Here is a 14,176-nt window from a genome sequence, read left to right on the forward strand (position 1 = left end):
ATCTCGCGATGACACAGATCATCCCCGAGCCGTCGCACCGGACGACCGAACCGGACACCCTGGTCGAGATGGCCTGGGATCCGATCACCCGCATCGTCGGCAGCCTGGGTATATACACCAAGATCGACTTCGAGAATCAGGAAGTGGTCGAGTGTCACAGCACCTCCTCCATCTTCCGCGGCTACTCCGTCTTCATGCGCGGTAAGGACCCCCGCGACGCCCACTTCATCACCAGCCGTATCTGCGGTATCTGCGGCGACAACCACGCCACCTGCTCCTGCTACTGCCAGAACATGGCCTACGGGGTGCGTCCCCCGCATCTGGGCGAGTGGATCGTCGATCTCGGTGAAGCGGCCGAATACATGTTCGATCACAATATCTTCCAGGAGAACCTGGTCGGCGTGGACTTCTGCGAGAAGATGGTCGCCGAGACCAATCCCGGGGTGCTCGCCCGGGCCGAGCGGACCGAGGCACCACAGGCGGGGGCCCACGGCTATCGCACGATCGCCGATATCATGCGCGCCCTCAACCCGTTCACCGGCGAGTTCTACCGGGAAGCCCTGCAGGTGAGTCGATACACCCGCGAGATGTTCTGTCTGATGGAGGGCAGGCACGTGCATCCGTCGACGCTGTACCCGGGAGGCCCGGGCACGGTGGCGACGGTGCAGCTGATGACCGACTACATGACCCGGCTCATGCGTTATGTCGAGTTCATGAAGAAGGTCGTGCCGATGCACGACGATCTGTTCGACTTCTTCTACGAGGCATTGCCCGGCTACGACAAGGTCGGGCTGCGGCGTACCCTGCTGGGCTGCTGGGGTTCGTTCCAGGACCCCGAGTTCTGCAACTTCGAGTACAAGGACATGGAGGACTGGGGCCGCCGGATGTTCGTGACTCCCGGGGTCGTGGTGGACGGCAAACTGGTCACCACCTCCCTGCTCGATATCAACCTGGGATTGCGGATCCTGTTGGGCAGCTCGTACTACGAGGACTGGACCGACCAGGAGATGTTCGTGAAAACCGACCCGTTGGGCAATCCGGTGGATCGGCGCCACCCCTGGAACCAGCACACCAATCCGAGACCGCAGAAACGAGACCTGGACGACAAATACAGCTGGGTGATGTCGCCGCGCTGGTTCGACGGCAGCGAATATCTGGCCCTGGACACCGGTGGTGGTCCGCTGGCCCGACTGTGGGCCACGGCGCTGGCCGAACTGGTCGATATCGGTTATGTGAAATCGACCGGGCACAGTGTGCAGATCAACCTGCCCAAGACCGCCCTGAAGGGCCCGGTGACCTTGGAATGGAAGATTCCCGCGCACGGCAGCAACACCATCGAACGCAACCGCGCCCGCACCTACTTCCAGGCCTATGCGGCGGCCTGCGCTCTGCACTTCGCGGAAAAGGCGCTGGCGGAGATCCGGGCCGGGCACACCAAGACCTGGCAGGAGTTCGAAGTGCCCGACGAGGGCATCGGCTGCGGTTTCACCGAGGCGGTGCGCGGTGTGCTGTCGCACCACATGGTGATCCGGGACGGGAAGATTGCCAACTACCACCCGTACCCGCCGACACCGTGGAACGCCTCCCCGCGGGACACCTACGGCACGCCGGGCCCCTATGAGGACGCGGTGCAGGGACAGCCGATCTTCGAGGAGAACGACCGCGAGCACTTCAAGGGCATCGACATCATGCGCACGGTGCGCAGTTTCGATCCCTGCCTGCCCTGCGGGGTGCACATGTACCTGGGCAAGGGGCAGACATTGCAGAAACTGCACTCACCGACGCAGACACTCACCCCGGAATGAGTCCGTATCGGTGCCGGTGACGGGAGGTCACGGTGGATACACGCCCACGGGAACGGAACGACGCGGCATCCGACGATCGCCGGTGGCGGGAGGCCGGCGAGCGGATCGAGACACTGCTGGAGGCCTGTTCGGTGGGCGGCGCCGTGGCCCGCGAGCGCGCCGAGCAACTGGTGCGCGAGGTTGTCGACCTGTACGGCGAGGGACTGACCCGCGTGGTCGGTCTGCTGGATTCGGAGACCCTGGAACGGTTGGCCCGCGACGATCTGATCGCGAGCCTGCTGCTGGTGCACGGATTGCACCCGCACGATGTGGCGACCAGGGTGCGGGCGGCGCTGGACGATGTGCGCCCGTACCTCGGCTCGCACGGTGGCGACGTCGACCTGGTCGACATCGTCGACGGTGTGGTTCGGTTGGAGCTGACCGGTAGTTGTCGTGGCTGCCCCTCCTCGGCGGTGACGCTGGAACTGGCCGTGGAGGATGCGGTGCGCGCGGCGGCGCCGGAGATCGAGGCCATCGAAGTCGTCACCGCGCACACCGAGTCGGCGGGACCGATACCCGCCGACTCGCTGTTTTCCCGGGTGCGTGCGGAGGAACACCGACCCGGCGGCTGGGTGGTGGTTCCCGAACTGGCCGAACTGGCCTCCGGGGAAGTGGCCGGATTCGCCGTCGCCGGATTCACCATGCTGGCCTGCCGAGTGGGGGAGAACGTCTTCGCCTACCGGGACCGATGCCCGGTGTGTGACCACTCGCTCGCGGGGACCGCACTGTACCGGCGGTCCGGTTTCCCGATCGGCGACGCGGTACTGGATTGCCCGACCTGTCACGCCCACTTCGATGTCGTCCACGCCGGTGCGCGGGTCGACGGCGACGGGCATCTCGACCCGCTTCCGGTGCTCGTGCGTTCCGGCGAGCCCTCGGTGGCGGTGCCGATGGGGGTGCCCGGGTGACCACCCCGTTCCGAGTGCTGCGGCGGATCGGAGCCGAGCGCCCACCCGCGCCGCGGGCGGGCGAACGGTGCGAGATGTGTGCCGAGCCGATCACCGCCGAACACCGACATGTGGTGAACGTCGAGAGCCGGCAACTGATGTGTGTGTGCCGCGCGTGTCATCTGCTGTTCGTGGACCGGCAGGCCGAACTGCGGTATCGGTCGGTCCCCGACCGCTATCTCGCCTTCCCCGGGTTCACCCTCACCCGTCGGGAATGGGACGCGCTGGAGATACCGGTGGGGCTCGCGTTCTTCTTCCGCAACTCGGCATTGGACCGGACCGTGGCGTTCTATCCGGGTCCCGCCGGCGCGACCGAATCGGAACTGCCGTTGCGGCAGTGGAATACGATTCTGCGACGCCATCCCGAACTGGATGTTCTCGTCCCCGATATCGAGGCCCTGCTGATCCGCATATCCGAACGAGGGGCCGCGTCCGCGACGTGTCTGTTGCTGCCGATCGACGCGTGCTACGAGTTCGTCGGCCGGATGCGATTGTTGTGGCGCGGTTTCGACGGTGGGCAGGATGTGCGTCGCTACCTGGACGAGTTCTTCACCACCGTCTCGGCCCGTGCGCGAACCGGGGGCGTGGTATGAGCCCCGTCCACTCGACGACGTTCGCCGTGCTCGAGATCCGACCGGAGCCGTACGCGGCGGCTCCGGCCCTGACCGCGCGGGTCGGTATCGCCGCCCTCGCCGAAGAACCCGTGCATGCGATCGCCCTGCGCGCCCAAGTGCGGATCCAGCCGTCCCGCCGCTGTTACTCGGAGGAGGAAAGCGTCGGCCTGACCGATCTGTTCGGTGCGCGGGAGCGCTGGCAGGACACCCAACGATCGTTCCTCTGGATGCACTGCGCCACCATGGTTCCCGGCTTCTCCGGTGGCGCCGAAGTGGATCTGCCGATGCCCTGCACCTACGACTTCGAGGTGACCGCATCGAAGTATCTGCACGCATTGCGCGGCGGCACGGTGCCGCTGCTGTTTCTGTTCAGCGGCACGGTGTTCATCAAGGGCAGCGATGGATTCGCGATCCAGCAGATCCCCTGGGACCGCGAGGACAGCTTCGATATGCCGGTTTCGGTATGGCAGGACCTGATGGCCGCGCATTTCCCGAACGCCGGCTGGCTACGCCTGCACCGGGACACCCTCGACGCGCTGAACGCCTACAAAACCGGTCATGGCCTGCTCGGTTTCGACGATGCGGTGACCCGACTACTGGACCGTGCCGAGGAGTTGTCGTGATCACCGATCCGCGTGCCCGGGCCCGCGCCGTCGCCGACGCGGTGCTCTACGAGGGCTACCTGCTCTACCCCTATCGGGCGGACGCACCCAAGAACCGGTCGCGCTGGCAGTTCGGGGTGTTGGGACCGACCGGGGCCGCCGAGACCGCGCTGGGCGAAGACTCGTCCCTGTCGGCCCGGTTCCTGCTCGAGCCGGTCACGGATCCCGTGCTGACGTGGACGATCCGATTCCTGCAGCTTCAGCGGCGTCGAGCGGTGGACAACGCCGGCACCCGGGTCGACGAACTGATCGTCGATGCGCAGACCCGGCCGTCCTGGGACGAGGCCGTCGCACGAGAGATCGTCGTCGGGCCCGTGGCGCCCGTGTCCTGTGTGCGTGCCCTGACGGTTCCCGGTGGTGTCGACACCGAGGAGATCGTGGACGCCTCGGGCCGGCCGGCCGGAGCGTTCGTGCGGACCCGGGAACCGCTCACGGGTGAGTTCGAGCTCGCCGTCGAGCAGGACGACGGATTTCTGCGACTCGCGGTCACGGTGCGCAATGTGGGCGCGCCCGCGACCGATGCACCGGATGCCACCGCACACTCGCTGCTCGGAGCGCACGTCATCGCCGAAGTGGCCGGGGGCCGATTCGTTTCGTGTCTGGATCCCCCACCCGCCGCCGCGGCCGCGGTCGCGCGCTGTGACCGATATCGGTGTTTCCCGGTCCTGGCCGGCCCACCCGGTGACCACAGTCTGCTGTTGATCTCTCCGATCATCCTCTACGACCACCCGGAGATCGCGGAACAGAGCCCGGGCGCGCTGTTCGACTCCACCGAGATCGACGAGCTGCTCACCCTGCGGGTGCTGACGATGACCGATGCGGAGAAGGCGGCCGCGCGCGCGACCGATCCTCGCGCGGCCGAGATCATCGATCGCTGCGAGGCCGTGTCCCCGGACATGATGCAACAGCTCCACGGGGTGCTGCGGGATCCGTATTCGGATGGCTCGCCCCTGGTACCCGAGGTTCCGCACGGGGGGCAGTGGTGGGATCCGGCGGTCGACGGCGCGGTGCGCCCGGACGCCGACGCGGTGCCGGTCGCGGGGGTGTTGGTGCGCAGTGGTAGTCGGGTGCGGCTGCATCCGTCCCGTCGGGCCGATGCCCAGGACCTGTTCGTCGCCGGCCGGTCCGCCCGGGTCGTCTCGGTGCACGAGGACGTGGACGGGCAGGCGCACGTCGGTGTGGTGCTGGACGACGACCCCGCGGCCGAGCTGCACGAATGGTACGGCCGCTACCTGTATTTCGCCCCCGACGAACTGGAGCCGCTCGACGACCCCGAGAAGTGAAAGGAAGTTCGTGATGCAAACGGTGGGAGTGATCTCGACGGCGGTGGTGGCCGTGCTGGCGGCGGTCGGGCTCTATGTCGGTGTGCGGTCGATACCGGACCTGCGCAGATATCTGCGAATGCGGCAGATGTAGCGGCGGACCGGAAGGAGACGTCATGCAGGACCGCAGCGAAGAACCCCAACAGGAACGTGGCGAACCGGGCTCCCGCGATACCGGGGCCGAAACCGCGGCCGGCGGTCCCGTCGAACGGGAATCGGGTGATATCGGGCACGAGGAGACGACCTCCGCCCCCGGCGCCGATCCCGAGCGACGGACCGAGTTCACCTCGAAACCGGGCTCCGGCGAACCGGTGACCCCGCCCTACGCGGAACGCAAGGAAACCGCCAACGAACCGGAGGAGACGGCGACTGGCACGGTCGACGAGGCGAATGTCGGTGGGGCGACATCGCCGACCGAGGAACAGGAGTGAGCCGACGGACAGGGTGCTGATCGCCGGGATCGGCAATATCTTCCTCGGCGACGACGGATTCGGGCCCGAGGTGGTGCGGCGGCTGCCGGACCACCCCAGGCCCGGTGTGCGCGTCGTGGACTACGGCATCCGCGGGATGCATCTCGCCTACGACCTGCTCGCCCCCTGGGAGGCATTGGTGCTGGTCGACGCGGTGCCCGACCGCGGCGCGCCGGGCCGGATCGAGGTATTCGGCCCCGAAGAACCGGAAAACCCGCACACCGCGCGCCTCGACGCACACGCGATGACACCGGACGCGGTGTTCGCCGGGTTGCGCGCCCTGGGCGGCGCACCGCCGCCGACGGTTGTCGTCGGCTGCCAGGTGTCCTCGGTGGCGGAGGGGATCGGCCTGTCCGGGCCCGTCGCCGCCGCGGTGGACGAAGCGGTCGACGCCGTGGGGTGGGTCCTCGACGGGTTCCTCGTCCACGGTGATCAGCACCTCGGCGGTGCCGCGGAGCCGAACCGTTGCGCCTCGCCCACGCAGACCACGGCGCGACAGGAGGACTGACCGATGTGCCTCGGGATCCCGGGACAGGTGGTGGAGATTCTCGCCGATTACCACGACCAGGTGGCGCTCGTCGATGTCGCCGGCGAGCGGCGGAAGGTGAATATCGGTTTGCTGGAAGACGATCCGGCACATCCGGGGGACTGGGTGATCATCCACATGGGCTTCGCCGTGGAGAAAACGGATGAGGCGGGCGCCGCGACCGTCATGGGCGGGCTGCGCCTGCTCCAACGTGGAGACCGACCATGAGCAGCACCGAACGCCGGCGGTGGCGCCTCCTGGTGCGCGGGGTGGTCCAGGGCGTGGGATTCCGGCCCTTCGTCTACACCACCGCCGCCGAATTGGCCCTGTCCGGCAGCGTCGGCAACGACAGCAGCGGGGTGATCGTGGAGATCGAGGGCCCACCTGCGGCGCTCGATGAATTCGTCGAACGGCTGCGCCTGCGACCACCACCGTTGGCGGTGATCGACTCGATCGACCGTACCGATATCCCACCACGCGGGGGCACCGGCTTCCGGATCACCGACACCACCCGCGGCGGTGGGCGAACCCTGGCCTCACCGGACGTCGCCATCTGCGCCGACTGCGAGCGCGAACTGCGCGACCCCGACAACCGGCGCTACCGGCACCCGTTCATCAACTGCACCAACTGTGGGCCGCGTTTCACCATCATCGCGAGCCTGCCGTACGACCGGGAACGGACCTCCATGGCGGATTTCGCCATGTGCGACCGTTGCGCGGCGGAATACACCGACCCCACCGATCGGCGATTCCACGCCCAGCCGATCGCCTGTCCCGACTGTGGCCCCATCCTGATGTACTCGGAGCCGGGCAGCGGTGACCCGCTCGCCCGGGCCCGAGAACTGTTGCGCGCGGGTGGCATTCTCGCCGTCAAGGGAATCGGCGGCTACCACCTGGCCTGCGATGCCGCGAACGAAGCGGCCGTCGCGGAGCTGCGCAGGCGGAAACGCCGCGGGGACAAACCCTTCGCCGTGATGGTGGCCGACCTCGCCACGGCCCGGGCCATCGTGACGGTGGACGATGCGGCCGCCGCATTGTTGACCGGTCCGGCCCGACCGATCGTGCTGCTACCGCGCCGGGACAGGCCCGGCAACACCCCCCCGGGCCCCGAGACCGCGACAATCACCGGGACATACGGTCTCATCCCCGCCGAGTTGGTGGCACCCGGTAATCCGGACCTGGGTGTCATGCTCGCCTACACCCCTTTGCACCTGCTGTTGTTCGGTCTGCCCGGCGATCCGCCCGGCCCGCGATCACTGGTGATGACCTCGGGCAACCTCGGTGGTGAGCCGATCTGCTACGAGGACTCCGACGCCCGAACCCGGCTCGCCGAGCTCGCCGACGCCCGGCTGTCGCACAATCGGCGCATCCTGGTGCCGTGCGACGACTCGGTGGTGCGCTCGCTCGACGGCGCCGAACTGCCCGTGCGCAGATCGCGCGGCTATGCCCCGCTACCGGTGGCGTTGCCGGTCCCGCTGCCGCCGACCCTCGCCGTCGGTGCCGATCTGAAGAATACCTGCGCCGTGGCCGACGGTCGTGTGGCCTGGCTGAGCCAGCACATCGGTGATATGGACGATCTGGCCACCCTGCGCGCCTTCGACGCCGCCGAACGCCACCTCGAGGAGTTGACGGCGGTGCGACCGGAACAGGTGGCCGCCGACGCACACCCCGGCTACCGGTCCACCGAATGGGCGCGACGCCACGCGGGCGAACGACCGGTGCGCACCGTACAACACCACCACGCCCATATCGCCTCGGTCATGGGGGAACACGGGCTGGACCCCACCGAGACCGTGCTCGGGATCGCGTTCGACGGCACCGGTTACGGGCCCGATGGCGCCATCTGGGGTGGCGAGGCGCTCGTGGCCGGGTACAAGAGTTATCGGCGAGTGGCGCATCTGAAGTACGTTCCGCTGGCCGGTGGGGACGCCAGTGTGCACCGCCCCTACCGGATGGCGTTGGCGCATCTGTGGTCCGCGGGTATCGGATGGTCGGAGGACATCGCCGCGGTGCGCGCCTGCCCCGCCGCCGAGCGCGCGGTACTGGCACACCAGTTCGCCACCGGCTTCAACTGTGTGCCGACCTCGAGTATGGGCCGGTTGTTCGACGCGGTGTCGTCACTGGCCGGGGTGCGCCATGTGGTGGACTACGAGGCACAGGCGGCGATCGAACTGGAAGGCCTGTCCCGTCGTGCGCGGCCCGACCCGGCGGGCTACCGGTTCGCCGTCGCCCCCGATCCGGACCCGGCCCCCATCGATCCGACACCGGTGATCGCGGCGGTGGTCGACGACACCGCACACGGGGTCCCCGCGGCCGTGATCGGTGCCCGCTTCCACGCGGCGGTCGCGCGACTGGTGCTCGATATCGCCCGCGGTTACGCCGCACCGGCGCAAACCGTCGCGCTGTCGGGCGGAGTGTTCCAGAACGCCCTGCTGTTGTCCACGGCCCGGACATTGCTGCGCGCGCACGGATTCCCTGTCATCTGCCCGCGTCGACTGCCGCCCAACGACGGTGGTTTGGCGTTCGGCCAGTTACTCGCCATCGGCGCGGGTTGAGTGGAAAGGAGGAGCGGCCATGTGCCTGGCGGTTCCCGGAAAGGTGATCGAAACGCACGAACGCGACGGCACCCCGATGTCGGTCGTCGACTTCGGGGGCGTGCACAAGGACGTTTGCCTGCAATACATCCCGGATGTGGCGATCGGTGACTACGTGATCGTCCACGTCGGGTTCGCGATCCAGCGTCTGGACGAGGCGTCCGCGCTGAAGACCCTGGCCGAATTCGAACATCTCGGGGTGTTGAACGAGGAGTTCGGGGACGGCTTCGCCACCGCGGCCCGTCAGGCGGGTGTGGAGAACCCGGAGACCGCGCGACCCGAGGAACCGGAGGACACACCATGAAATATCTCGACGAGTTCAGCAATCCCGAGTTGGCCAAACGCCTACTCGATCGTATTCGCGCCACCACCACCAGGCGTTGGGCATTGATGGAGGTCTGCGGTGGGCAGACGCATTCGATCATCCGCCACGGTATCGACCAGTTGCTGCCCGATCAGATCGAGATGATCCACGGTCCGGGCTGTCCGGTGTGTGTGACGCCGTTGTCGGTCATCGACAAGGCGCTCGAGATCGCCGCGCGACCTGGGGTGATCTTCTGCTCGTTCGGCGATATGTTGCGCGTGCCGGGCAGTGACAGGGATCTTTTCCGCGTCAAGAGCGAGGGCGGCGACGTGCGAGTGGTGTACTCGCCGTTGGATGCCCTCGAACTGGCCAAGGCCAACCCCGACCATCAGGTCGTCTTCTTCGGTATCGGTTTCGAGACCACCGCTCCGGCCAATGCGATGACCGTCTATCAGGCGCAACGTCTCGGCATCACGAACTTCTCGCTGCTGGTGTCGCATGTGCTGGTCCCACCGGCGATCGCCGCGATCATGGAATCACCGCTGTGTCGGGTCCAGGGATTTCTGCTGGCCGGTCACGTCTGCACGGTCATGGGCACCGAGGAATACCCACCGCTGGTGCAGCGGTACCGGGTCCCCATGGTGGTCACCGGTTTCGAACCGCTCGATATCCTCGAGGGCATCCGGCGCACGGTCACCCAACTGGAGGCCGGACGGTACGAGTTGGACAACGCCTATCCGCGGGCGGTCGCGGCGACGGGAAATCCGGCGGCGAAGGCGATGCTGGCGGACGTTTTCGAGGTGACCGACCGGGCCTGGCGCGGTATCGGCGTCATTCCGAACAGCGGCTGGCGGTTGTCGGAGCGCTACCGCGCCTACGACGCGGAGCACCGCTTCTCCGTCGGTGAACTGAACACCGCGGAATCGGCGGTCTGCCGTTCGGGTGAAGTGCTGCAGGGGCTGATCAAACCGCACGAGTGCGCCGCATTCGGCACCCGGTGCACACCGCGCAATCCGCTGGGGGCCACCATGGTTTCCTCGGAGGGCGCATGTGCGGCGTACTACCTGTACCGCCGGCTGGAGCAGCCCGCGGAGGTGGCCCATGCCTGAGGACCTCGACGTGGCGACACCCGCGACGATCGATATGGACGGCTGGGTGTGTCCGATGCCGTTGCGGGACGCGCCGAATATCGTCATGGGTCACGGCGGTGGTGGGGCGATGTCGGGTGAACTGATCGAGCACCTGTTCCTCCCCGCCTTCGGGGCGGCCGCCGACGCGGCCATGGGCGATTCGGCGGTGCTCACCGTCGGGGACAACCGGTTGGCGTTCTCCACCGATTCGTTCGTGGTGAAACCGATCGTGTTCCCCGGCGGCACCATCGGTGAGCTCGCGGTCAACGGCACCGTCAACGATCTGGCGATGGCAGGCGCGCGTCCGCTGGTGCTGTCGACCGCGTTCATCCTGGAGGAGGGCACCCCACTCGCCGAGATCGCGCGCGTGGCGCAGGCGGCGGGCGCCGCCGCGCTGAGCGCCGGGGTAACTCTCGTGACCGGCGACACCAAAGTGGTCGACGCCGGGCACGGCGACGGGATCTTCATCAACACCACCGGTATCGGAATCATCGACCCCGGTGTCGATATCCGACCACAGCGGGTGCAACCGGGGGATGTGGTGCTGGTCAGCGGTGAGATCGGCGTGCACGGTATCGCGGTGCTGAGTTGCCGGGAAGGCCTGGAATTCGGTACGACGGTGTCCAGCGATACCGCGCCACTGCACGGGTTGGTCGCGGCGATGCTGGCCACCGGCGCTGACGTGCACATGATGCGCGACCCCACCCGAGGTGGTGTGGCGGCGGCATTGAACGAAATCTCTCGCGCTGCGAACGTCGGTGTCACACTGGAGGAGACGAAGCTACCGGTGCCCCCCGCCGTACGCGATGCCTGTGGACTGCTCGGTCTCGATCCCATGTATGTGGCCAATGAGGGCAAGCTCATCGCATTCGTGGCGGCGCGGGACGCGGATCGAGTGCTGGCGGCGATGCGGGCCCATCCGCTCGGTGCTCACGCGCAGATCATCGGCGAATGCGTGGCGGAGCATCCGGGCATGGTGGTGACACGCACGAGCCTCGGCGGCACTCGGGTGGTGGATCTGCCCGCCGGTGAGCAGCTGCCGCGGATCTGTTGACGCGACGCCGTTTTCGGCGCGCCGATGCACAGAAACGAGGTGACCATGGCGGGGGTGTCGGTATCGACGATACGTGGCCGATGGTGGGGCCTGGACGCCCGGCAGCGGCGCAGTGTGACCGGAATGGCGCTCGCGGTGATCGCGCTGCACCTGATCGGCTTCGGCGAACTGCTGTTGGTCGTGGTGCCCGGCCATTACATCGTCGACGGCGCGGTGTTCGGCGTCGGCCTCGGAATCACCGCCTATACCCTCGGTATGCGGCACGCCTTCGACGCCGACCATATCGCCGCCATCGATAACACGACGCGCAAACTCGTGGCCGACGGCCGCAAACCCATGTCGGTCGGGTTCTGGTTCTCCCTCGGACACTCCACTATCGTGTTCGTGCTCGTCGCCCTGCTCGCGGCGGGGGTGAAAACACTGGCGGCGAACCTGGAGGACGAGGGTTCCCGCTTGCAGCGGTGGACCGGGGTCCTGGGCACCGGGGTTTCGGGTACGTTCCTGATCCTGATCGGATTGTTGAACCTGGTATCGCTGATCGGGATCTGGCGGGTGTTCCGTGGGATACGCCGCGGCGGCCACGACGAGGCGGAGTTCGAACGACGACTCGCCAACCGCGGCGCGCTGAACCGGCTGCTCGGTCCGTTGACCCGGGCCGTGCGCGAACCCTGGCACATGTATCCGGTCGGGCTGCTGTTCGGTCTCGGCTTCGACACCGTCACCGAGGTGGGTTTGCTGGTGATCGCGGGCGGGGCGGCCGCCACCGATCTGCCCTGGTACGCCATTCTGGTGCTGCCCGTTCTGTTCTCGGCGGGCATGTCGCTGTTCGACGCGGTGGATGGCACCTTCATGAACTTCGCCTACGGTTGGGCGTTCGCCGGACCGCTGCGCACGGTCTACTACAACATCGTGGTCACCGGGCTGTCGGTTGCGGTGGCGCTGCTCATCGGCGCGCAGGAGATCATCTCGATCCTGACCGAGAAACTGGAGGTGACCTCGGGGCCGGTGGCGTGGATCGGGAATCTCGACCTCGCCGCAATGGGATTCATCATCGTCGCCCTGTTCGTCCTCACCTGGGCGACGGCCATCGCGATCTGGCGTTTCGGCGATGTCGAACGTCGATGGCGCGCCCGACTTCCGGTGGAATGAGACCCGTGACGCACGAGAATCGCGGCGACAGCAGGGGAACGCGGATGTTCGCCCGATTCGCCTACGCGCCCAATCATCTCGGTTACTGCGGCCCTCGGGACACGGCGGTGTTGCGCGGCGGCTCGGCGGAGCAGGTACGGGCATCGGCACGCGAATTCACCGGGGCCTGGCCCTATCTCGAGGTCATGGCGCGGATGACCGGAATAGCCGATCCGCTCGACCACCGTCTCGTGGCCGCGTACTGGCTCGGCGGCGGTATCGGCGCCCGGCTGGATCGGAACGAGTTCGCGGCCGAGCTACTGGCGGTGATCGCCCCCGCGGCGGGACAGTACTGGCGGCATCTGGATGTGGAGATCGCGGGCGAAGCGGCACCGAACCATTGTTTCCACGTCTTCGGCGTCTACCCGTGGTCCCGGCTGCTCGGCGGTGCGACGACCGATGTTCCGTTGCGTGTGCTCGACGACTGTCGAATCGGCTGGGGGAAGGTTGTCGCCCGAGAAGACGACGAAGTCCTCCTCGAGAGTCGCCAACTCGGGTGGGATGGCCGACAACTGTGCCTGACCGAACCCCGCGCCCGGCGTGTCCCGATACGGATCGATGGATACGCGGCGGTCCCCGATGCGGGACCGGGCGATATCGTCGCCATCCACTGGAACCACCTGTGTGCCCGGCTCGACTCCGCTCAGGTGCGCGCGTTGGCGGAAAGCACGGACTGCCAATTGGACCTCACCAACCGCAGACTCGCACGCGCCGCGAGTTAGCGTGTTCGGTTTTGTCGGCATCTCCTGTCGGCGGGTCGTCCGATTCTGTCGACGCGGCATCTGTTCGCGGCTGGTCGCCGCGGCCGTTCGAGCGACGAAGATATGACCGTCGGCAGCGTCCGGCTCGACACGATCCGGACGAAACCTCCACGGCACCACGCGAATGGCACCGGCGGAGTACCGCCCACCTATGAGATCGTGGAGTCGCACGAGGCCGGTTCGGCTTCTGCCGGTCGATGCGATGGTTTATTTCTAGGAGGAACTCGATGAGCACAGGCGGATACGATCCCCGGTTCGGAGCGGTTGCGGGCGTGACCCCGGGTGGACTCGGCAAACGCGCCGCCGCCCGCTTTCTCGACTGGATTATCGCGGGGATCGTTGGCGGAATCTTTTTCTGGTTGCTGAACAAATCGGCCCACACACCCTCATGGATCTCGGTCCTGCCCGGTGCCGGATTCGGTTTCCTGTACTTCCTCGCTTTTGAGGTCGCCACCGGATCCACGCCGGGAAAGAAGTTGCTGGGTCTGCATGTCAATGGATCCGGTGGCGCGTCGAAACCGAGTATCAAGGACTCGGCCATGCGTAACGCCTACATGCTGCTCAACCTGATTCCCTGCATCGGCGGTGTGCTGTGGTTCTTCGCGGCCCTCGCCATTGCCGTCACGGTCGGCTCCAGCCCCACCAAACAAGGCTGGCACGACCGATGGGCCGATGGCACCCAAGTGGTCGAAACCTCATAACCGATCACCTGTCGTGATTTCGACGATACGAACAGGGCCGCGGTCTCGAAGCTTCGAGA

16 protein-coding genes are annotated in these 14,176 nt (G+C 67.1%); all 16 read left to right on the forward strand.

Annotated elements, in window-relative coordinates; genetic code table 11:
- The first annotated feature begins 8 nt into the window (after nucleotides 1–8).
- The 16 genes from ON32_RS10295 (at nucleotide 9) to ON32_RS10370 (ending at nucleotide 14,117) form a co-directional block, all read left to right on the forward strand.
- Nucleotides 9–1,805 (forward strand): nickel-dependent hydrogenase large subunit, encoded by a 1,797-nt coding sequence (locus tag ON32_RS10295; protein WP_040790584.1) that lies wholly within the window; start codon nucleotides 9–11, stop codon nucleotides 1,803–1,805.
- Between the two features lie 32 nt (nucleotides 1,806–1,837).
- A complete protein-coding gene (locus ON32_RS10300) occupies nucleotides 1,838–2,752 on the forward strand; it encodes a NifU family protein (RefSeq protein ID WP_051133085.1) in 915 nt (304 codons plus the stop codon).
- Entirely contained in the window at nucleotides 2,749–3,384 is a 636-nt protein-coding gene (locus ON32_RS10305) for a DUF5947 family protein (RefSeq protein ID WP_040790585.1), read from the forward strand. The genes ON32_RS10300 and ON32_RS10305 overlap by 4 nt, the downstream gene beginning before the upstream one ends.
- Complete coding sequence (locus ON32_RS10310; protein ID WP_040790586.1) at nucleotides 3,381–4,028, forward strand: DUF6084 family protein; 648 nt, start codon at nucleotides 3,381–3,383, stop codon at nucleotides 4,026–4,028. The genes ON32_RS10305 and ON32_RS10310 overlap by 4 nt, the downstream gene beginning before the upstream one ends.
- Nucleotides 4,028–5,350: a hypothetical protein gene (locus ON32_RS10315; protein ID WP_040790672.1), complete on the forward strand. Its 1,323-nt coding sequence runs from the start codon at nucleotides 4,028–4,030 to the stop codon at nucleotides 5,348–5,350. The genes ON32_RS10310 and ON32_RS10315 overlap by 1 nt, the downstream gene beginning before the upstream one ends.
- A 13-nt stretch (nucleotides 5,351–5,363) precedes the next feature.
- Nucleotides 5,364–5,483: a DUF6893 family small protein gene (locus ON32_RS30810; protein ID WP_040790587.1), complete on the forward strand. Its 120-nt coding sequence runs from the start codon at nucleotides 5,364–5,366 to the stop codon at nucleotides 5,481–5,483.
- A 22-nt stretch (nucleotides 5,484–5,505) separates the two neighbouring features.
- Nucleotides 5,506–5,820, forward strand: coding sequence for a hypothetical protein (locus ON32_RS10325; protein WP_051133086.1), 315 nt, complete (start codon nucleotides 5,506–5,508; stop codon nucleotides 5,818–5,820).
- Entirely contained in the window at nucleotides 5,780–6,367 is a 588-nt protein-coding gene (locus ON32_RS10330; RefSeq protein WP_083874282.1) for a hydrogenase maturation protease, read from the forward strand. The genes ON32_RS10325 and ON32_RS10330 overlap by 41 nt, the downstream gene beginning before the upstream one ends.
- Before the next feature lie 3 nt (nucleotides 6,368–6,370).
- Nucleotides 6,371–6,613: a HypC/HybG/HupF family hydrogenase formation chaperone gene (locus ON32_RS10335; RefSeq protein ID WP_040790588.1), complete on the forward strand. Its 243-nt coding sequence runs from the start codon at nucleotides 6,371–6,373 to the stop codon at nucleotides 6,611–6,613.
- Nucleotides 6,610–8,940 carry a carbamoyltransferase HypF gene (hypF, locus tag ON32_RS10340; protein WP_040790589.1) on the forward strand — a complete coding sequence of 777 codons (2,331 nt, stop codon included), beginning with the start codon at nucleotides 6,610–6,612 and terminating at the stop codon, nucleotides 8,938–8,940. The genes ON32_RS10335 and hypF overlap by 4 nt, the downstream gene beginning before the upstream one ends.
- Nucleotides 8,941–8,959: 19 nt before the next feature.
- On the forward strand, nucleotides 8,960–9,283 hold the full coding sequence (locus tag ON32_RS10345) for a HypC/HybG/HupF family hydrogenase formation chaperone (protein WP_040790590.1): 324 nt from the start codon (nucleotides 8,960–8,962) through the stop codon (nucleotides 9,281–9,283).
- A complete protein-coding gene (gene hypD, locus ON32_RS10350) occupies nucleotides 9,280–10,392 on the forward strand; it encodes a hydrogenase formation protein HypD (protein WP_040790591.1) in 1,113 nt (370 codons plus the stop codon). Before ON32_RS10345 ends, hypD begins: the two co-directional genes overlap by 4 nt.
- A complete protein-coding gene (hypE, locus tag ON32_RS10355; RefSeq protein ID WP_040790592.1) occupies nucleotides 10,385–11,467 on the forward strand; it encodes a hydrogenase expression/formation protein HypE in 1,083 nt (360 codons plus the stop codon). Before hypD ends, hypE begins: the two co-directional genes overlap by 8 nt.
- 90 nt (nucleotides 11,468–11,557) lie before the next feature.
- On the forward strand, nucleotides 11,558–12,616 hold the full coding sequence (gene nicT, locus ON32_RS10360; protein ID WP_217998038.1) for a Nickel transporter NicT: 1,059 nt from the start codon (nucleotides 11,558–11,560) through the stop codon (nucleotides 12,614–12,616).
- Nucleotides 12,617–12,621: 5 nt separating this feature from the next.
- A complete protein-coding gene (locus ON32_RS10365; RefSeq protein WP_040790593.1) occupies nucleotides 12,622–13,377 on the forward strand; it encodes a DUF6390 family protein in 756 nt (251 codons plus the stop codon).
- Nucleotides 13,378–13,643: 266 nt separating this feature from the next.
- Nucleotides 13,644–14,117, forward strand: a complete 474-nt coding sequence (locus ON32_RS10370) for an RDD family protein (protein WP_040790594.1) — start codon at nucleotides 13,644–13,646, stop codon at nucleotides 14,115–14,117.
- The last annotated feature ends 59 nt before the right edge of the window (nucleotides 14,118–14,176 follow it).

The sequence above is a fragment of the Nocardia paucivorans NBRC 100373 genome (genome assembly GCF_000308675.1).
Lineage (GTDB): Bacteria > Actinomycetota > Actinomycetes > Mycobacteriales > Mycobacteriaceae > Nocardia > Nocardia paucivorans.